Here is a 17,444-nt window from a genome sequence, read left to right as displayed (position 1 = left end):
CGACCTGTTTTGCCATCACACGTACATCAACCTGCGCAACCTATTGGCGACCCATTCCCTATAGTGAGTTGAACAATTACGCAGCTCGCGCCGCGTCGCCGGGTTCGTACGTGCGATCGTGAGCAAGAAGCGCCCAGATCGTGCGCGCGATTTTGTTCGCCAGAGCGACGACCACCACGTTGAACGGTCGTCGCGCGAGCAGTCGTTGCAGCGCTTCGCTCAAATGCTTAGCGCGTGCGAGCACGGCGCGCGCACCGTGAATCAGCAAAGTACGCATGTAGATGTCGCCGCGCTGATGCCAAGCAGTTTTACTCGGCCACCCGTGCCGCTTTGTCGCGGCACCAGACCCAGGAATGCCGCAAATTCGCGCCCAGAGCGAAACATGCAGGCATCGCCGATTGTGGCCACGGCGGCGGTGGCGCTAAGCAGGGCGACGCCGGGGATGGCTGTGAGGCGCGTGGCCGCTTCGTTTTGTCGCTGCCAAACAGTCAATCTGCGTTCGATCTCGGCGATGTCCTTCGTGAGCATGCCGATGCGATGCAATTGCTCGCGCAGGGTATCGATCACCATCGCCGGCAGCGTGTCGGCCAGTTGCGTGAGCGCCTGTTCAGCTTCTCGGAGGCTATGTCGACCGGCCGACACGGCAACGCCGAATTCGTAGAGCAACCCATGGATTTGATTGACCTGCATGGTGCGCACTTTGACGAGCTGTTCGCGGACGCGATGCAGGGTCAACACGCTTTGCTGCGCTTCGCTTTTGACTGCCACGAATCGCATCTCGGGCCGCTGGGCGGCTTCCCAGATCGCGTGGGCATCAGCCACGTCAGTCTTGTTGCGCTTGACGAAAGGTCTGACGAAGTGCGCGGAGATCAGCCGCACCTCATGCCCCAGGCTGGCGAGTTGCCGGGCCCAGTAATGCGCGCTGCCGCAGGCTTCCATGGCAATGACCGCTGGCGCGCGATCGGTAGCGGCCCTCAGCCGTCGCTCGTGGCACAACAGCATGACCGGGCTGCATCACGTCCTGACGATTGCCTACTTTGATCGCCTGGGCAGGCCTCGCCTCACCTGACCTCAACTACTCGAACCGCCCGGTGCGGACCCGCATGCCGGGTGGTGTGGGCGGCGATCGGCTAGGTCACTGGCCGCCCCTATCCCGATACGCCACGGCTTTACGCCTTCCGGAACCACAGGATTTCCATGCCGCCGCCGCTCGATGTCCCTGCATCCCTGAAGGCAGGGCGCCCCAGGCCCGAAACCGATGCGCGTTGTCTCGTTCTGCGTCGGCCCGCCGATGAGCGCCGCGTCGCCCTCACTGATGTGGCCCGACGGTTCGGGCATTCGGCGCGGATGTGCGCGCGCGCATTTATCGTCCTCGTGTCGGCCGACCGGTTAAGCGATGTCCCGCCCGGGCGACGCGACATCTGACAAATCGTTTGTCGCATATTGCTGCGTCGCCGCATAAGCGCGAAACTGCGCATGATATCGCGCTTATCGACGACATTTCACAGTCATTCGAAAATTACGATTTGACTCATGCCCCGCTTTCGGTTGAAGCTAACGGCTTGCTGTCCGAAGGGGGCTGTGCCTGCATGAGTTCGACCTTGACTGTTCGTCGTATTGCCGCGGATCAGGGCGGCGTGTATCGCGAACTCCGCGCCGCCTCGCTGCGCGAGCCCTATGCGAGCGGCGAGACGCCGGAAGCCGAGCTGGCCGTCGACGCGGCGAGAGCGGCGGCGATCGCGCAGCAGCGCGCGACGTCCGACGAATCGACCACGTTCGTGCTGTACACCGAAGGCCATCCGGCCGGCATGATCGGCGCGTATTTCGACAGCACGCCCGCGCGGCGCGCGTTCGTCAGCGAGCTGTGGGTCGCGCACGCGGTCCGTCATCTGCGCGGCGGCGTGCTGCTCGTCGACACGGCGCGCGGGTGGCTTGCCGCGCGCGGCGCCGTCAAGATCTACGCGTGGATCGCCGATCAGAACCGCAGCGCGATCCGTTTCTACGAACATGTCGGCTTTGCCGATACCGGCGAACGCGCGCCGATTGCCCGCGTGCCGGGCGCAATGAAGTCGCTGTTCGTTTCGCGCGAGCACGCGTAAGCCGCGATGCGCGCCGATCCCGGACCCACCCTGCCGCGCCCGGATGGAGCGTTGCAGGCGGGCGGCCCGCGACGCGCGCTTCGGGCGCGCCCAAAAATGATGGCCCCGGGCGTGGACGCCTGTAAAATACGCAAAAATTTTTTGCAGAACGTCCATGTCGCTTAAAAAATCGCCATTCTTCGAACTGCGCAGCGGTTCGGTCGACACGTTGCTGTTCATCGTGAAAACCGCCGACCTCGATGCGTTGCGCGCCGAGTTGGTCAAGCGTTTCGAAGCGACTCCCGAGTTCTTTGCGGACGACGTCGTCGCGATCGACGTGCGTCGGCTCGCGGACGACGAGCGCGTCCCGCTCGACGACCTCCGTCGGATGCTGAACGACGTGCGGATGCGCGCGATCGGCGTCGTCGCGCAGCCGGGGCAACACACGTGGGCGGCGGGCGCCGGCCTGCCGCTTCTCGAGGCGCGGGATCGGCGCGCGCCGGCACCGAAGGCAGCGGGCGACGCACCCACGCAGCCGGAGGAGCAGGACACGCCGGCGGCCGGGCAGGCCGCGCTTTTTGCCGAAGCCGGTTCGTCCGGCGTCGATGCGGGCGCGCAGGCTTCGCCCGTCGCGCCCGTCGTCGCGCCACAATCGGCGACGCTCGTCATCGACAAGCCGCTGCGTTCAGGACAACAGATTTACGCGAAGGGAGATCTCGTGGTGCTCGGCCCGGTCAGCTACGGCGCCGAAGTCATCGCGGAAGGCAACATCCACATCTACGCGCCGTTGCGCGGCCGCGCTCTCGCGGGCGTGCACGGCAATCACGACGCGCGCATCTTCTGCACGTGTCTCGAACCGGAGCTGATCTCGATCGCGGGTATCTATCGGACCACCGAGAACCCGCTGCCGGCCGACGTGCTCGGCAAATCGGTGCAGATCCGGTTGGAACAGGAAAAACTGATGATCGAACCGCTGCGTCTCACCTGACACGCGTGGCGCACCAATCGGGTCGGTCGGTCCTCATTGACGAACACAGGGTAGGTAAATGGCAAAAATCATCGTGGTGACTTCGGGCAAGGGCGGCGTGGGCAAGACGACGACGAGCGCGAGCTTCGCTTCCGGTCTCGCGCTGCGCGGTCACAAGACGGCCGTGATCGACTTCGACGTCGGCCTGCGCAACCTCGACCTCATCATGGGCTGCGAGCGCCGCGTCGTGTACGACCTCGTCAACGTGATCCAGGGCGAAGCGAACCTGAACCAGGCGCTCATCAAGGACAAGAAGTGCGAGAACCTGCACATCCTGCCGGCGTCGCAGACGCGCGACAAGGATGCGCTCACGCGCGAGGGCGTCGAGAAGGTCATCAACGACCTGGTCGCGATGGACTTCGAGTTCATCGTCTGCGATTCGCCCGCCGGCATCGAGTCGGGCGCGCTGCACGCGATGTATTTCGCCGACGAGGCGCTCATCGTGACGAACCCGGAAGTGTCGTCGGTGCGCGACTCGGACCGCATCCTCGGCATCCTGTCGTCGAAGACGAAGCGCGCGACGGAAGGCAAGGAGCCGATCAAGGAACACCTGCTCATCACCCGCTACAACCCGAAGCGCGTGAACGAAGGCGAGATGCTGTCGCTCGACGATATCACCGAGATCCTGCGCATCAAGCTGATCGGCGTCGTGCCGGAGTCCGAAGCCGTGCTGCACGCGTCGAACCAGGGCCTGCCCGCCGTCCATATCGACGGTACGGACGTCGCGGAAGCCTATAAGGACATCGTTGCGCGCTTCCTCGGCGAGGACAAGCCGCTGCGGTTCACCGACTATCAGAAGCCGGGCCTGCTGCAACGCCTCTTCGGCACCAAGTAACGGAGGCGCGTCATGTCGATTCTGTCGTTTCTGCTCGGCGAGAAAAAGAAGTCCGCGGCTGTCGCGAAAGAGCGCTTGCAGCTCATCATCGCGCACGAGCGCGTGGGCGGCCGTCCGCCCGCCGATTACCTGCCCGCATTGCAAAAGGAGCTCGTCGCGGTCATTTCGAAATACGTGAAGATTTCGAACGATGACATCCGCGTGAGCCTCGAGCGCCAGGATGATCTGGAAGTGCTCGAAGTGAAGATCGAGATCCCGCAAGCCTGACGCGTTTTCTTCCGCATCGCGCGCGGCGCGTGGCCGCCGCGCGCGCTCTTACTTTTCGTTGCACTTTCGGGCCCGCGGTAACGCGGCGCCTGTCCGCCGTTACGCCCTCCTGAGCATTGAACGGATACGCTCTCGTCGCGTGTTCAACCGTTCTTGGAGGTCGTGATGTCTTTCTCTTTTCGTCGTGTCGTGCTGCCGTTCGTCGTCGCGGGGGCGGGCGTTGTCGCGGTCGCCGCGCCGCTTGCCGCGAGCGCGGACGAAATCCTCGTCGCGCAGGCGGCGCCCGGCGTCGTCGTCGAGCCGGCCGTGCGCGAGGTTGTCGTCGTTGCACCGACCGCGCCGCCGCCCGTGCGCTACGAGGTCGTGCCCGAACCGCGCGTCGGCTATGTATGGGATCGCGGTCACTGGCGCTGGGATCATGGCCGCTACGAGTGGATCACCGGGCATTGGGAAGTCGAGCGCGTCGGTATGCACTGGGAGCCGGGGCACTGGACGCAGCGCGGACCGAACTGGGTCTGGGTTCGCGGTCATTGGGCTTGAGGAGAACGAGCGATGAAACGAACCTTGTTCGCCCTCGTGCTCGTCGCGCTGACGCTGGCCGGCTGCGTCGTCGTGCCGGCGCGGCCGGTGTATTACCGGCCGGCGCCCGTCGTGATCTACTGAGCCGGGCGATGTGGCGGCTCGTGAGGCTGCGTGTCGTTCGGCTGCGGCGCGGCGCCGTCGGCGCGGGCCGCCGTCTCGCCGTCGGCGTCGCGCGTCGATGCGGCGCCCGCGTGCGCTGGCGGTTGCGCGGTCGTGCGTCCGGCGTCGGCCGCGTTTGCCGCATCGGCAGAGTGAGTCGCCGTGTCCGCGCCCGCGCGGCCCGCATTGGCCTCCCTATCGTTCGCGTTCGTCTCGGCTGCATTCGCGTCGTCGCGCAGTGTGTCGAGCGGATCAGCGGGCGCCGACTCGGCATCTTCGGGCATCTTGACTGCCGTGATGCCGGCATGCGCGGAAGCGGGGGCGGGGGCAGGGGCCGCCGTCGCGAGCTTCGGTTGTGGCGGCTTCAGATAGCGCTCGGCAAGCGTCTCGTACAGCGGCGGCACGAAGAAGCGCGACACGCGGCTCGCGATCAGCGCGGTCGCCATCAACGAGATCACGAGCGCGTGGCCGTTGATCATCTCCATCACGATCACGAACGACGTGATCGGCGACTGCGTGACGGCAGCGAGGTAGCCGACCATCGCGAGCGCGATCAGCATCGGCAGATGCATGCCGCTGAACACGAAGTGCAGCAGATTGCCGAAGCCCGCGCCGATCGACAGCGACGGCGCGAAGATCCCGCCCGGAATTCCCGGCAGATACGACGCGACCATCGAGATCATCTTCAGGAACGGATACAGGACCGACAACTGTTCGCGGCCGTCGAGGAGCCCGCGCGCCTCCGCGTAGCCGCTGCCGAACGTCGTGCCGCCCGATACGACGCCGACGGCTGCGATCGCGAAACCGCATGCCGCCGCAAACACGATCGGCCGTTCGCGGTAGAGCGTCAGCAGCCGCGCCGGCAGCCAGCGGCCGGTGTTCAGCAACAGCCAGCCGAACAGGCCGCCCGCGACGCCCGTGACGAGCGCCGTCAACAGCACGGCGGCGGCGAGCATCTTCGGAAAATGCTGGCCGATCTCGATCGTGCCGAAGTATGTGTAGTTGCCGTTCATGCCGAGCGCAATCACGCCGGCGATGATGATCGCGGTGATGAGCACGCCGCTCGCGCGCGCCGAGAAGCTGCGACTCAATTCCTCGATCGCGAACACGACGCCCGCGAGCGGCGTGTTGAACGCCGCGGACAGGCCCGCCGCCGCGCCCGCGAGCACGAGCTGCCGCTCGATCAGCGCGTTCGAGCGTGGATAGAAGCGGCGCAGGTTGAACATCAGCGACGCGCCGATCTGCACGGTCGGCCCTTCGCGGCCGATCGTGAAGCCGCCGACGATGCCGAACAACGAGATCAGGATCTTGCCGAACAGGATGCGCAGCGTCAGCAGTCGCGAGCCGAATGCACTCGGCTGCGCGTGCAGCGTCGCAATCACCTGCGGAATCCCGCTGCCTTCCGCGCCGCGAAAGAAGCGGCGCGTGAGCCACACGGACAGCGCGGCGACCGCCGGCGTCAGCAGGAACGGCAGCCATGGGCGGCCGTGCTGAAGCGTCCGGAACACATCGTAGCCCCAGTCGATGAGCCGCGCGTACATCACTGCTATCAGGCCCACCGCGATCGCACCGAGCCAGAACACGCCGTATTGGCGCCAGATCCGCTGGGTGCGGCGCGTGAGAGAGGGAAGCAGACGAGGGCGTTGCATGGGACGTGACGCAGGTAAAGCGGCGATTATAAGTAGCTATGAGGGCGGTCGTGCGGCCGTCGAGCTATTTGTAATATGGTTGTAAATTTTGTCTTCCGCGTTTCTATGTAATTAGAATGCCAAACTAACAAGCTGGAGACATCCACATACAAATGAAACGTATTCTCATTGTGAAGGTGACATCGCTCGGCGACGTCGTGCAGACACTGCCCGTCGTGGCGGACATCCATCGCGCATTTCCGGGCGTGCAGGTGGATTGGGCCGTCGACGAGTCCTGCGCGGACATCGTGCGCTGGAGCACCGGCGTGAGCCGCGTGGTGTGCGCGCCGCTGCGTCGCTTCAAGAAGGCGCGCAACTGGGGCGATCTGAAGGCGATAGCGACGTCGATCGGCGAGTTGCGCGCGCACCGCTACGATGCGGTGATCGATCTTCACGGAGTCTACAAAAGCGCGATCATTTCGTTTCTCGCGCGGGCGCAGCGGCGCTATGGCTATCGGAACCAGGATCTCGGCGAGTTCGGCGCGATGTTCGCGTATAACGGCCGCTTCGGCCCGCGCCCTCTTTGCGACGCCTGGCACGGCATGCGCGTGAGCGCCGGCGAAGCGCTCGGCTACGAGCCGCAGGGCCGCGCCGATTACCTGCTGGAGGTGCCGCCGGAGCCGTGGGAGCCGCATGCGGCGCCGCTCGCGGCGCACGCGGAACCGGACGGGCCGTATGTATTGTTCTTTCACGCGACGTCGAACGACGACAAGCGCTGGCCGACCGATCATTGGGGGGCGCTTGCTCGCGAGATGCTCGCCCGCGGACTGCACGTGCTGCTGCCGTGGGGTGGCGAGCATGAGCGCGAAGAGGCGCAGCGGATCGCGGCGCGCGCGCCGGGCGCAGTCGTGCTGCCCAAGCTGACGCTCACGGATCTCGCGCGCAAGATCTATCGCGCGACACTCGTGATCGGCGTCGATACCGGCTTCGTCCACATGTCACATGCGCTCGAGAAGCCGACCGTGATGATCTTTCGCGCGACGTCGCGCCAGCATCTGGGCGTGAACGGCGCGCCGCAGTCGGTGTCGATCGGCGACGACGGCTCGACGCCGAGCGTCGACGACGTGCTCGGCGCGATCGAGCACGTCTCTCCGGAACATGCGGTAGAGGAGCCGCGACGCGTCGCCGCGATGTAGGCGGGCACGGCGGGTGGCGGTCGCCTGCCGCGCGCCGGCTCGCTCAAGACAGCAGTAATTCGAACGCGATCACGGCCGCGATGGCCGCGAGGTTCGCGGCAAGCGCTTCGAGCGCGATGCCGAGCCAGCTCTTCGGCCTGAAGCGCGCCGCGAGCAGCAGCGCGCCGCCGAGCGACAGCGCGACGAACAAGACGAGGTCGGCGTTCTGCAGGTGGATGACGTCCATCGCGACGGCTCCTGTCGGCTGATACGGGAAGCGGCGCGCCCGTCGCCGCGCGGCAGGCGCCCGTTCATCGAGTATAGACAGGACAATTCGCGACGAAAGCGCGCACGGCGGCCGCCATCCGAGGCGACCGGGGGCTTGATCCGGCGCGCGCTGCCCGCTCGCCCCGCTCTCGTTCAGGTCAGCTTCGCATCGCGCGTTTCGCGCATCGACAGCACGCCGACGAGACTGATCGCCGCCGCGACCGACACGTATCCGCCGACCCACGTGAGTCCGCCGCGCGCCGCGAGCAACTGCGCGATGTACGGCGCGATCGACGCGCCGAGAATGCCCCCCAGGTTGTACGCGACGCCCGCGCCCGTGTAGCGCACGTGGGTCGGGAACAGCTCGGGCAGCAGCGCGCCCATCGGCGCGAACGTCACGCCCATCAGGAACAGCTCGATCGTCAGGAACAGCGCGACGAGCGGCGTCGAGCCGCTGCCGAGGAGGGGCGCCATCGTGAAGCCCGACAGCAGCGCGACGACCGAGCCCGCGATCAGCACCGGCTTGCGGCCGAAGCGGTCGGCGGCCGCAGCCGACAGCGGCGTCGCGAGCGCCATGAACAGCACGGCGAAGCACAGCAGGCCGAGGAAGCTCTGGCGCGAGAAATGCAGTGTCGACACGCCATACGACAGCGAGAACACCGTCGAGATGTAAAAGAGCGTGTAGCAGACGACCATCGCGAGCGCGCCGAGCAGCGTCGGCCGCCAGTGGTGCGAGACGAGCGTCGCGATCGGCACGCGCACGCGCTCGTGCCGGTCGAGCGTGGCCTGGAACGCGGGCGTCTCGGCGATCTTCAGGCGCACGTACAGGCCGACCGCGACGAGCGCCGCGCTCACGAGAAACGGAATGCGCCAGCCCCACGCGCGGAACTGCTCGTCGGACAGCGTGAGCGCGAGCGCGAAGAAGAGGCCGTTCGACGCGAGAAAGCCGATCGACGGACCGAGCTGCGGGAACATCCCGAACCAGCCGCGCTTGCCGGCGGGCGCGTGCTCGGTCGCGAGGAGCGCGGCGCCGCCCCATTCGCCGCCGAGGCCGATGCCCTGGCCGAAACGCAGTACGCAGAGCAGCGCCGGCGCGAGCGCACCGATCATGTCGTAGCCGGGCACGAGGCCGATCGCCGTCGTCGAGACGCCCATCACGAGCAGCGAAGCGACGAGCGTCGATTTACGGCCGATCCGGTCGCCGAAGTGGCCGAACAGGAACGAGCCGATCGGACGGGCGATGAACGCGATGCCGAACGTGACGAATGCGGACAGCGCCTGGGCGGCCGCCGAGCCGTGCGGGAAGAACACGGGGCCGATCACGAGCGCGGCGGCCGTCGCGTACACGTAGAAGTCATAGAACTCGATCGCCGTGCCGATGAAGCTCGCGAATACGATGCGCCGATGGCTCGTCGTGTCGGTAGCGCGCGGCGCGGCGGCGGAAGCGGAAAGACGGGTATCCGACATGTGGGTCTCCGGTTGTGGCGGCTTAACGTTCGGCCGAGCGCGTATCGCGCGCGATCGGCGGCTGTTGCACCTTTGTTCGAATCGAGAGTGGGCGCGACGTGCGGCGGGCGACGCATGCCGGCGGTTCGCGCGCGGCCGTGCGAGAGCGTACGCAATGCCTGTGCGGGCCGTCGCGCGCCCGCGAGCCGGCCGCGCGCATGACGCGGCCGCGTGCCGTCGATGCGTTGCGCGGCTGACCGGATAGGCGCCCCGCGCAAGCTGGCCTTGCGGCCGAATGTGGATGCGGGAAATTATAGCGGCGTGGCTGCGAGCCGTCGCGCGCCGCGTGCAGCGGCGTGGCGGTTCGCGGACGCGGACGCGTTCAGTTGAGCGTCTGCGCCTGCGGCGCGGCTTTCGTGCGCAGCTGGAACTGACCGTTATCGTTGAAGAGCCAGCTTTCCATCAGCTCGACTTGACCGCGCCCGTCGAGCATTTTCGTGGGGGGCGGCGGCAATGGCGCGGCACGGCGCAGCGACGCGAGTGCGATCCCTTCCGCTTCGTCGTCGCCGTTGCTGCGATAGACGGCCGATTTCACGAGCTGCCCGTTGCGATCGACGGTGAACGCGACGACGACGAGCGAGCGCAGCATCGCCTGCGGCGTGCCGTGCAGGATGCGGTCCGAATTGCGATCGGCGATGCATTGCGCGACGGCCGCGCGATATTCGGTGGCGCTCATCGAGGGCACGCTCGGCACGACGATCGCGCCGTGCGGCGGCGGCAGCGTGATCGTGCATGCGGCGAGCGCGGCCACGCACGCGGACGTGACGGCACCGCGCAATGCGGCTCGGGTTCGAATGAAGTCGGAGCGAGTCGTCGTCATGATCGCCTCCCGGACGAACGGAGAAGTGCCGATTTCATGATAGGAGCGCTCGGGCCGACGTGCATTGGGACAAACGATCGCCATGATCCGAAGAATCGGTTTGCCACCTCGGGCGACCGTTCTGTATCCGTTCGAGGTGCGCAACGATGAGCGGTGTGGCGATGGCGATTGTTTCGGCGATGTCACGGAAACGGCGATGATGCGTCGCGTCGTTGCCGCTCGAGCGGCTTCTTGCTCGCGTGCGTTCGCCCCGACCAAAAAATCCCGCCAGGCGGTATTCGGCGCGGGCGGGATGTTTGTCCTGGCGGAAGCAATGTCTGGCAATTCAATGCCCTTATGGGTGGAGGCAGCCGCGCCTGCAATCTGGCCGCTATCCATACGCTGCAAATCGACCGGTTGCTCGTCGTTCCAGGCAAACCGCTGACGGCGCCGCACACGGTATTCATGATCGAACTGGAAGGGGCGGTGCTGGACGTGGGTGACGGATTGGAAAACACCGGACGCTCGCTTGCCGATCCGATGGTCCTGCGGATCGATGCGATTACCGACACGCTCTGGTCAAGCGGCGACGACAACCTCGACAGCGATTCCGCGGCGCTGTTTGCGTAAGGGGCGCGCGAGAAGACGAAGTGCCGGCCCAAGCGCGGCATGACGATAGCGCAATCTTCGTGCCGGGAACGATTCCGTGCCTGGGCGTTGACAAGAGCATCGCAGGAAGGTCGCCGCTTGACCCGCCAACCGAGAGTCCGACGGCGGCCCGACGTCGAACTCCCATCTGCGCCGCCTTCGTCCACGCCTATTCACAACGTTTCATCTTTAGGACGCGCGAAACCTGACCAATCGTGAACCCGCTGTTACGAACATATGGCGTGTAATCGAGCGGTGCGGTCAAGGATTCGTTAACGGCAAACAGGCCGACAAAACGAAACACGTCCGTCTCCATCTTGATGAACACGGGGATCGCACCGCCCTGACCGGCAAGCATCCTGCCGGCTGCTCTCGCTGAAGCGCTGCCATTGCATATGATGATGTTCGGCGCTTGCGGGTTGAGATCCGTCCGCAGGCAAGCGGCAACGACTTTCCCGTTCTTCGTAGGTAGAAAGGCTTGCTTGCTGCCGCCACAGGCCGTGTGGATGAATTCACGCGTGTAATTCTTGTTGATTTCAAACATGTCGAAACTCCAGGATCGTTAATGCAATGCATGCATGCAGGCGGGTATGCCAGTAAACCAAGTTGTTCGAGCCGTCCGAAGCGCATTGCGGTTATGCGCGATGGAGCACCTCGCGTGTTCGGCGAGGTGCTGTCGAAGTCAGGCTCGATAGGTAGGCGAAACGGCGTCTTCCCGTGTGATCAGCTCGCTCAGGATCCGCAACATGACCTTCCCCTTTCGCGTGATGGAGAATTTGGGCTTACCCTTCTCTCGATCAATGAGTTCCGCAAGTCCCGCGTCGCGAAGCATGGTCATGTCGAGCGTTCCCCGCTCGACTTCGACCGGCGCGTGTTCGAGTAGCATCAGTGCCGCCATTTCGTGCGCGCTCAGTCGCGGCATGTCCGATGGAGCCGAGGTTCTATGGAGCTCATTCATAAATAGTCCTTTTTTCACCAGGCACGCGGCGTGTGCCGATCGTGTCTTTCGCTACACGCGAAGGATGCGAGGTCTGAAAGGGTGGGCGAAAAGCAAGTGACCGCAATGTGCCGGCGATTGGCAAATCTCGGCTTGCCGGTTTCGGCTATAGACTTCGGTGTCGGGCGGACGCCAGAGCCCGATATCCGTTCAACGATGCCATGTTGGTCACGCATCGGGATGCGTAAACAGCACAAGCTCCGTAGTGCACGAACAAATTCAGTCCGCCTGGCACACTGCTGCCTGAACTGCTGCAGCCTGGGCATCGATGCGTGTAAAGGGAGTTCGGGAAAACCGGCTACCGGTGCGCACCACTCGCCTTTCGGCAAGACGATGGCTCAAGGAAGAGAGCAGGCGTCCCGCCTGTCAGGTAGCGAAGCGACTTGGGGGACGAGGACATCGGATGGTCATGTCACCAACTCTCGATTGGATTACAGTTGATATTTTATTGAGCGGCAATCGAGTTACAAGTAAAAAGGTCGTAAAGGAGAGTTGGTTGAAGCGCGCTATTCAGCCCGTGCCCCAAGCGCAGCGCAGGGGGCGGTCGGTTGTTTTTGGGCTCGATACTTGGGCGCGTTCGCTCCGCAGGCACTCCGACACCATCCTGAGAACGCATCCGGTACGGTTGCATCGACGCGCGGAGCCGATTCCGGAACACGTCGCATCGCAACCGAATCGCGGCCTGCATGCGGCCGCAACGTTGCCAGTGGTTTCCGCTCACGCTTGAGGAGTGGTCACAGTACGTTCACACGAGTCCGCTCCACGAACCCGGCGGGCGGGCATCTTCCCATTGCCCGTGAACAGACGCGAGAGATTCCGCATGATCATGTTCACCATGTGCGCGCGAGAGCCTCTGCACCGGGGGGTGTAGGTGGCGAGGATCGCGAGCCCGCGCATTCACTCAATGGTCGAATCTCGAACCAAGAACGGCGGTGCACTGTGAGAGCCGTGAATTTTCAATATTGAGCGATACTGAACTTTGAGGCGGCTTCATTAGTACATCTGCAAAAGTTCCTGATTTCGAGAAAAAGCGGAATGAAGTCAAGCGGCATTTAACGTGTCGATCTGCAAATTCGAAGCCGATTGGCGAGTTGATCCACGTCAATTTTCTGGATAAACGCGACACTAAGCCGTGCCAGTGCGTCGGTGGCCAACGCAGGAGTGCTGCGCCGCAGTGATTAGATGTTCTTTTCATCATGTCTTGTACCGCCTGGAGCGCACGCGTGCCAACGCGCCGTGGCTTTCGCGTAACAGCCGTGCCGGCCGTTTCTGTTTACGCAATTTTTATATTCCTACGCTCCGGTTTGTCGGGAAGTTTACTGTGGCTCTCATACGCTGGGTTTAGCGGAAATCCGCTTGGAGGCGCGACCATGGATCTCCTTTATCTCATCGCCATCGGCGTGTTCACCGGCTTGATCGCCGCGATGATATTCGGCTGCGACAAACTGCGCCGCACATCGGGGGGGCGGTCATGAGCGCCTGGATGATGTGGCTTGCGGGTGCCGCGACGGCCATCTTGTTCGCCTATCTCCTCTATGCGCTTTTGCGCGCGGAGGAACTCGAATGAACCTGAACAATTCGATCCAGACCGTCCTTTATATCGTCTTACTGATCGCGCTGGCGATTCCGCTCGGTCAGTATATGGCGAACGTGCTCGACGGCACGTCGGCGATCGTGCGTCGCGTAGGGCGACCGATCGAAACTGTGTTGTACAAACTAGCCGGCGTCGACCCCACTGTGGAGATGTCGTGGCGGCAGTACGCGTTGGCCGTGGTTGCGTTCAATGCGCTCGGGATCGTCGTCGTGTACGGCGTGCTTCGCATCCAGCAATGGCTGCCGGGCAATCCGCAGGCTTTCGGCCCGATGACGCCGGACGCTGCATTCAACACCGCGGTGAGCTTCGTCACGAACACCAATTGGCAGGACTACACGCCTGAGCAGACGGTCAGCTATTTGACCCAGATGGCCGCACTGACCGTGCAGAACTTCTTCTCGGCCGCAACAGGCATTGCAGTCGTAATCGCACTGATTCGCGGTTTCGCACGCCATACGTCGAAGACGATCGGCAACTTCTGGGTCGACTTCACGCGCATTACGTTGTACATCCTGACGCCTGCCGCGCTTGTCGTCGCCCTGGTGCTCGTGAGTCAGGGCGCAATCCAGAACTTTTCGTCGTATGTCGATGTTCCGACCTTGCAGGTCACGCACTACCAGGCGCCCAAGACGGATGCGCAAGGCAACCCGGTCAAGGACGCGAAAGGCAATCCGGTGATGGCGGACTTCAAGGCCGAAAAGCAGACGATTGCGATGGGGCCGGTCGCATCGCAGGAAGCGATCAAGATGCTCGGCACGAATGGCGGCGGATTCTTCAATGCAAACTCCGCGCATCCTTATGAGAACCCGACGCCGTTCGCCAACTTCACGCAGATGATCGCGATACTGGTCATTCCCGCCGCGCTGTGCGTCGTCTTCGGCCGCATGGTCGGCGACCGTCGGCAGGGCCATGCGATTCTCGCAACGATGACGATTGCATTCGCACTTGCATGTTGGGGCGAAATATCCGCCGAGCAGGCCGGCAATCCCGTGTTCACGATGCTGAACGTCGATCAGCGCGCGTCGCCCGTTCAGGACGGCGGCAACATGGAAGGCAAGGAAACCCGTTTCGGCATCGCGCAGTCGGGCATCTTCACCGTCGCCACCACGGCGGCGTCGTGTGGCGCGACGAACAACACGCACGATTCGTTGACGCCGTTGGGCGGATTCGTTCCGCTGATGCTGATCCAACTCGGCGAAGTGATCTTTGGCGGCGTGGGCTCTGGCCTTTACGGCATGCTCGTTTTCGCATTGCTGGCGGTGTTCGTCGCCGGGCTGATGATCGGACGAACGCCGGAATACGTCGGCAAGAAGATCGAATCGTATGAAATGAAGATGGTGTCGATTGCCGTCTTGCTGACGCCGCTCCTCGTGCTGGTCGGCGCATCGGTTGCCGTGCTGTCGGCGGCCGGCGTGGCGGGCGTCGACAATCCGGGGCCGCACGGCTTCTCGGAGATTCTATACGCGTACAGCTCGGCCGCGAACAACAACGGCAGCGCGTTCGCGGGCCTGTCGGTCAATACGCCGTTCTACAACGTGACGCTCGCGATTGCGATGTGGTTCGGCCGCCTTGGCTCGATTGTCCCGGTGCTGGCGATTGCAGGCTCGCTCGCGGACAAGAAGCGCATTGCGGTCACGGCCGGCACGCTTCCGACGCATGGCCCGCTTTTCGTGGTGCTGCTCCTCGGCACCGTCGTGTTGGTCGGCGCGTTGACCTACGTGCCGGCGCTCGCGCTCGGCCCGGTCGTCGAGCATCTGATGATGATTGCCGGTCATTGACGTCGCTCATGACGAGGTACGTATGACTTCCGATACCCAACAATCGCAGCATCGCCCCGACAACCTCGGGCACGCGCGTCTTGCGGCGCGCTCGATGTTCGATCTGGCCATCGTCCGGCCGGCGTTGGTCGATTCGTTCAAGAAACTCAAGCCGCGTACGCAGTTGCGCAACCCGGTGATGTTCTGCGCGTACATCGGCAGCATTCTGACGACGATCCTGTGGATCGCCGCACTGCGTGGCGAGGCCGAGGCGCCCGCAGGTTTCATTCTCGCGGTCACGCTGTGGCTGTGGTTCACCGTGCTGTTCGCGAACTTCGCCGAGGCGCTCGCCGAAGGGCGCTCGAAAGCGCAGGCGGCATCGTTGCGCGCCGCCCGGCACGACGTGATGGCGAAAAAGCTCGAGACGCCGCATCCGAAATCGCCGATCCGCATCATGACCGCAAGCGATTTGCGCCGCGGCGACGTCGTGCTCGTCGAGGCGGGCGACACGATTCCCGCCGACGGCGAGGTGATCGAAGGCGTCGCGTCGGTCGACGAATCGGCGATCACCGGCGAATCGGCGCCCGTGATCCGCGAATCGGGCGGCGACTTCTCGTCGGTGACGGGCGGCACGCGCGTCTTGTCCGACTGGATCGTCGTCCAGGTGACGGCGAACCCGGGCGAGGCGTTTCTCGACCGGATGATCGCGATGGTCGAAGGCGCGAAGCGCAAGAAGACGCCGAACGAGATTGCGCTCACGATCCTGCTCGTCGCGCTGACGATCGTGCTGCTGCTTGCCACGGCGACGCTGCTGCCGTTCTCGATCTTCTCGGTTGCGGCCGTCAAGGCGGGACATCCTGTCACCATTACCGCGCTCGTCGCGCTGCTCGTGTGCCTGATCCCGACGACGATCGGCGGCTTGCTGTCGGCGATCGGCGTCGCGGGAATGAGCAGGATGATGCAGGCGAACGTGATCGCGACGTCGGGCCGTGCAGTGGAGGCAGCGGGCGACGTCGACGTGCTGCTGCTCGACAAGACGGGCACGATCACGCTCGGCAACCGCCAGGCTTCGGCGTTCTATCCGGTATCGACCGTGACCGAGGAAGCATTCGCCGATGCCGCGCAGTTGGCTTCGCTGTCGGACGAGACGCCGGAAGGCCGCAGCATCGTCGTCCTGGCAAAGCAGCGCTTCAACATTCGCCAGCGCGACATGGCCGCGCTGCATGCGGTGTTCCTGTCGTTCTCCGCGCAGACGCGGATGAGCGGCGTCGATCTGCCGGGCCGCGAAATCCGCAAGGGCGCAGCCGACGCGATCAAGCGCTATATGGAGGCGCGCAATGGCAGCGTGCCCGCTGAAGTCGACAGCATCGTCAACGAAATCGCACGCCGTGGCAGCACGCCGCTCGTCGTCGCCGAGTTGCGCGACGGCATCTCGCGCGTGCTCGGCACGATCGAGCTGAAAGACATCGTGAAGGGCGCCATTAAGGAGCGTTTCGCCGAGCTGCGCAAGATGGGCATCAAGACCATCATGGTGACGGGCGACAACCGGCTGACGGCTGCGGCGATCGCTGCGGAAGCCGGTGTCGACGATTTCCTGTCCGAAGCGACGCCGGAAACGAAGCTGACGACGATCCGTGCGCATCAGGCGGAAGGGCGGCTCGTCGCGATGACGGGCGACGGTACGAACGACGCGCCGGCGCTCGCGCAGGCCGACGTCGCGGTCGCGATGAACACGGGCACACAGGCCGCGAAGGAAGCCGGCAATATGGTCGATCTCGATTCGAATCCGACGAAGCTCATTGAAGTCGTCGAGATCGGCAAGCAGATGCTGATGACGCGCGGGTCGCTGACGACGTTCTCGATCGCGAACGACGTCGCGAAATACTTCGCGATCATCCCAGCCGCGTTCGCGACCACGTATCCGCAACTGAGGGTGCTCGACGTCATGCGCTTGACGTCGCCGTCGTCGGCGATTCTGTCTGCAGTGATCTTCAATGCGCTCATCATCGTCGCGCTGATACCGCTCGCGCTCAAGGGGGTGAAGTATCGTCCGCTTGGCGCATCGGCACTGCTGCGTCGCAATCTGCTGATTTACGGACTCGGAGGCATTCTCCTGCCGTTTCCGTTCATCAAGCTGATCGACGTCATCCTGAGCGCGCTCGGTTGGGCATAACGGGAGACCGAT

At 64.3% G+C, this 17,444-nt stretch carries 17 protein-coding genes and 1 pseudogene; 11 read left to right on the top strand and 7 right to left on the bottom strand.

Features of this window, described 5'->3' with window-relative positions; genetic code table 11:
- Positions 1-76: 76 nt before the first annotated feature.
- Positions 77-963: pseudogene (locus WS70_RS14155) on the bottom strand (IS110 family RNA-guided transposase); the annotation flags it as partial.
- Between the two features lie 518 nt (positions 964-1,481).
- Between WS70_RS14155 and WS70_RS14150 the strand changes: the two are divergent.
- The 5 genes from WS70_RS14150 to WS70_RS14130 all read left to right on the top strand — a co-directional run bounded on the left by WS70_RS14150 (position 1,482) and on the right by WS70_RS14130 (position 4,747).
- Entirely contained in the window at positions 1,482-2,099 is a 618-nt protein-coding gene (locus tag WS70_RS14150) for a GNAT family N-acetyltransferase (RefSeq protein WP_418230156.1), read from the top strand.
- A gap of 154 nt (positions 2,100-2,253) precedes the next feature.
- Positions 2,254-3,066, top strand: a complete 813-nt coding sequence (minC, locus tag WS70_RS14145) for a septum site-determining protein MinC (RefSeq protein WP_059471190.1) — start codon at positions 2,254-2,256, stop codon at positions 3,064-3,066.
- A 58-nt stretch (positions 3,067-3,124) separates the two neighbouring features.
- Positions 3,125-3,940, top strand: a complete 816-nt coding sequence (gene minD / locus WS70_RS14140) for a septum site-determining protein MinD (protein ID WP_059471189.1) — start codon at positions 3,125-3,127, stop codon at positions 3,938-3,940.
- Between the two features lie 12 nt (positions 3,941-3,952).
- A complete protein-coding gene (gene minE / locus WS70_RS14135; RefSeq protein ID WP_004186076.1) occupies positions 3,953-4,207 on the top strand; it encodes a cell division topological specificity factor MinE in 255 nt (84 codons plus the stop codon).
- A 165-nt stretch (positions 4,208-4,372) separates the two neighbouring features.
- Positions 4,373-4,747 (top strand): YXWGXW repeat-containing protein, encoded by a 375-nt coding sequence (locus WS70_RS14130; protein WP_059598219.1) that lies wholly within the window; start codon positions 4,373-4,375, stop codon positions 4,745-4,747.
- Positions 4,748-4,863: 116 nt separating this feature from the next.
- Here WS70_RS14130 and WS70_RS14125 read toward each other — a convergent pair whose 3' ends face one another.
- Positions 4,864-6,537 carry a chloride channel protein gene (locus WS70_RS14125; RefSeq protein ID WP_059598194.1) on the bottom strand — a complete coding sequence of 558 codons (1,674 nt, stop codon included), beginning with the start codon at positions 6,535-6,537 and terminating at the stop codon, positions 4,864-4,866.
- A 152-nt stretch (positions 6,538-6,689) separates the two neighbouring features.
- Here WS70_RS14125 and waaC point away from each other — a divergent pair, with 152 nt between their 5' ends.
- The gene (gene waaC, locus WS70_RS14120) at positions 6,690-7,712 is read left to right on the top strand and encodes a lipopolysaccharide heptosyltransferase I (protein WP_059598195.1); all 1,023 of its coding nucleotides are present in this window, start codon (positions 6,690-6,692) and stop codon (positions 7,710-7,712) included.
- Between the two features lie 43 nt (positions 7,713-7,755).
- Here the strand turns inward: waaC and WS70_RS14115 are convergent, their stop codons facing one another.
- From WS70_RS14115 to WS70_RS14105, 3 genes are all read right to left on the bottom strand, one after another.
- A complete protein-coding gene (locus tag WS70_RS14115; RefSeq protein ID WP_059471186.1) occupies positions 7,756-7,938 on the bottom strand; it encodes a hypothetical protein in 183 nt (60 codons plus the stop codon).
- Positions 7,939-8,111: 173 nt separating this feature from the next.
- Complete coding sequence (locus WS70_RS14110; RefSeq protein WP_059471185.1) at positions 8,112-9,425, bottom strand: MFS transporter; 1,314 nt, start codon at positions 9,423-9,425, stop codon at positions 8,112-8,114.
- A 361-nt stretch (positions 9,426-9,786) separates the two neighbouring features.
- Positions 9,787-10,284 (bottom strand): TonB family protein, encoded by a 498-nt coding sequence (locus WS70_RS14105; protein ID WP_059598196.1) that lies wholly within the window; start codon positions 10,282-10,284, stop codon positions 9,787-9,789.
- Positions 10,285-10,728: 444 nt separating this feature from the next.
- Between WS70_RS14105 and WS70_RS14100 the strand changes: the two genes are divergently transcribed.
- Positions 10,729-10,893 (top strand): hypothetical protein, encoded by a 165-nt coding sequence (locus WS70_RS14100; RefSeq protein ID WP_156438109.1) that lies wholly within the window; start codon positions 10,729-10,731, stop codon positions 10,891-10,893.
- Between the two features lie 187 nt (positions 10,894-11,080).
- Here WS70_RS14100 and WS70_RS14095 read toward each other — a convergent pair whose 3' ends face one another.
- Together WS70_RS14095 and WS70_RS14090 are read right to left on the bottom strand one after the other, a co-directional pair.
- Complete coding sequence (locus WS70_RS14095) at positions 11,081-11,455, bottom strand: hypothetical protein (RefSeq protein WP_059598197.1); 375 nt, start codon at positions 11,453-11,455, stop codon at positions 11,081-11,083.
- A gap of 138 nt (positions 11,456-11,593) precedes the next feature.
- A complete protein-coding gene (locus tag WS70_RS14090; RefSeq protein WP_059471222.1) occupies positions 11,594-11,869 on the bottom strand; it encodes a hypothetical protein in 276 nt (91 codons plus the stop codon).
- 1,409 nt (positions 11,870-13,278) lie between these two features.
- Here WS70_RS14090 and WS70_RS32405 point away from each other — a divergent pair.
- The 4 genes from WS70_RS32405 (at position 13,279) to kdpB (ending at position 17,432) form a co-directional block, all read left to right on the top strand.
- On the top strand, positions 13,279-13,383 hold the full coding sequence (locus WS70_RS32405) for a potassium ABC transporter ATPase (RefSeq protein WP_197419251.1): 105 nt from the start codon (positions 13,279-13,281) through the stop codon (positions 13,381-13,383).
- Positions 13,380-13,475 carry a K(+)-transporting ATPase subunit F gene (gene kdpF, locus WS70_RS14085; RefSeq protein WP_059471181.1) on the top strand — a complete coding sequence of 32 codons (96 nt, stop codon included), beginning with the start codon at positions 13,380-13,382 and terminating at the stop codon, positions 13,473-13,475. Before WS70_RS32405 ends, kdpF begins: the two co-directional genes overlap by 4 nt.
- Positions 13,472-15,280 (top strand): potassium-transporting ATPase subunit KdpA, encoded by a 1,809-nt coding sequence (gene kdpA, locus WS70_RS14080; RefSeq protein WP_059598198.1) that lies wholly within the window; start codon positions 13,472-13,474, stop codon positions 15,278-15,280. Before kdpF ends, kdpA begins: the two co-directional genes overlap by 4 nt.
- Positions 15,281-15,374: 94 nt before the next feature.
- Positions 15,375-17,432 carry a potassium-transporting ATPase subunit KdpB gene (kdpB, locus tag WS70_RS14075; RefSeq protein ID WP_059598220.1) on the top strand — a complete coding sequence of 686 codons (2,058 nt, stop codon included), beginning with the start codon at positions 15,375-15,377 and terminating at the stop codon, positions 17,430-17,432.
- Positions 17,433-17,444 lie beyond the last annotated feature (12 nt).

Source organism: Burkholderia mayonis (assembly GCF_001523745.2).
GTDB lineage: Bacteria > Pseudomonadota > Gammaproteobacteria > Burkholderiales > Burkholderiaceae > Burkholderia > Burkholderia mayonis.
Note: the sequence above shows the minus strand (reverse complement) of the source record. Positions and strands in the feature narration are given on the sequence as shown.

Excerpts from the sequence above, each read along its gene's own strand:
- minD (WP_059471189.1), top strand. The coding sequence starts at position 3,125 with ATGGCAAAAATCATCGTGGTGACTTCGGGCAAGGGCGGCGTGGGCAAG.
- WS70_RS32405 (WP_197419251.1), top strand. The coding sequence starts at position 13,279 with ATGGATCTCCTTTATCTCATCGCCATCGGCGTGTTCACCGGCTTGATC.
- kdpA (WP_059598198.1), top strand. The coding sequence starts at position 13,472 with ATGAACCTGAACAATTCGATCCAGACCGTCCTTTATATCGTCTTACTG.
- WS70_RS14130 (WP_059598219.1), top strand. The coding sequence starts at position 4,373 with ATGTCTTTCTCTTTTCGTCGTGTCGTGCTGCCGTTCGTCGTCGCGGGG.
- waaC (WP_059598195.1), top strand. The coding sequence starts at position 6,690 with ATGAAACGTATTCTCATTGTGAAGGTGACATCGCTCGGCGACGTCGTG.
- WS70_RS14100 (WP_156438109.1), top strand. The coding sequence starts at position 10,729 with ATGATCGAACTGGAAGGGGCGGTGCTGGACGTGGGTGACGGATTGGAA.
- WS70_RS14095 (WP_059598197.1), bottom strand. The coding sequence starts at position 11,455 with ATGTTTGAAATCAACAAGAATTACACGCGTGAATTCATCCACACGGCC.
- WS70_RS14125 (WP_059598194.1), bottom strand. The coding sequence starts at position 6,537 with ATGCAACGCCCTCGTCTGCTTCCCTCTCTCACGCGCCGCACCCAGCGG.
- kdpB (WP_059598220.1), top strand. The coding sequence starts at position 15,375 with ATGTTCGATCTGGCCATCGTCCGGCCGGCGTTGGTCGATTCGTTCAAG.
- WS70_RS14105 (WP_059598196.1), bottom strand. The coding sequence starts at position 10,284 with ATGACGACGACTCGCTCCGACTTCATTCGAACCCGAGCCGCATTGCGC.
- WS70_RS14090 (WP_059471222.1), bottom strand. The coding sequence starts at position 11,869 with ATGAATGAGCTCCATAGAACCTCGGCTCCATCGGACATGCCGCGACTG.
- kdpF (WP_059471181.1), top strand. The coding sequence starts at position 13,380 with ATGAGCGCCTGGATGATGTGGCTTGCGGGTGCCGCGACGGCCATCTTG.
- minC (WP_059471190.1), top strand. The coding sequence starts at position 2,254 with ATGTCGCTTAAAAAATCGCCATTCTTCGAACTGCGCAGCGGTTCGGTC.
- WS70_RS14115 (WP_059471186.1), bottom strand. The coding sequence starts at position 7,938 with ATGGACGTCATCCACCTGCAGAACGCCGACCTCGTCTTGTTCGTCGCG.
- WS70_RS14110 (WP_059471185.1), bottom strand. The coding sequence starts at position 9,425 with ATGTCGGATACCCGTCTTTCCGCTTCCGCCGCCGCGCCGCGCGCTACC.
- minE (WP_004186076.1), top strand. The coding sequence starts at position 3,953 with ATGTCGATTCTGTCGTTTCTGCTCGGCGAGAAAAAGAAGTCCGCGGCT.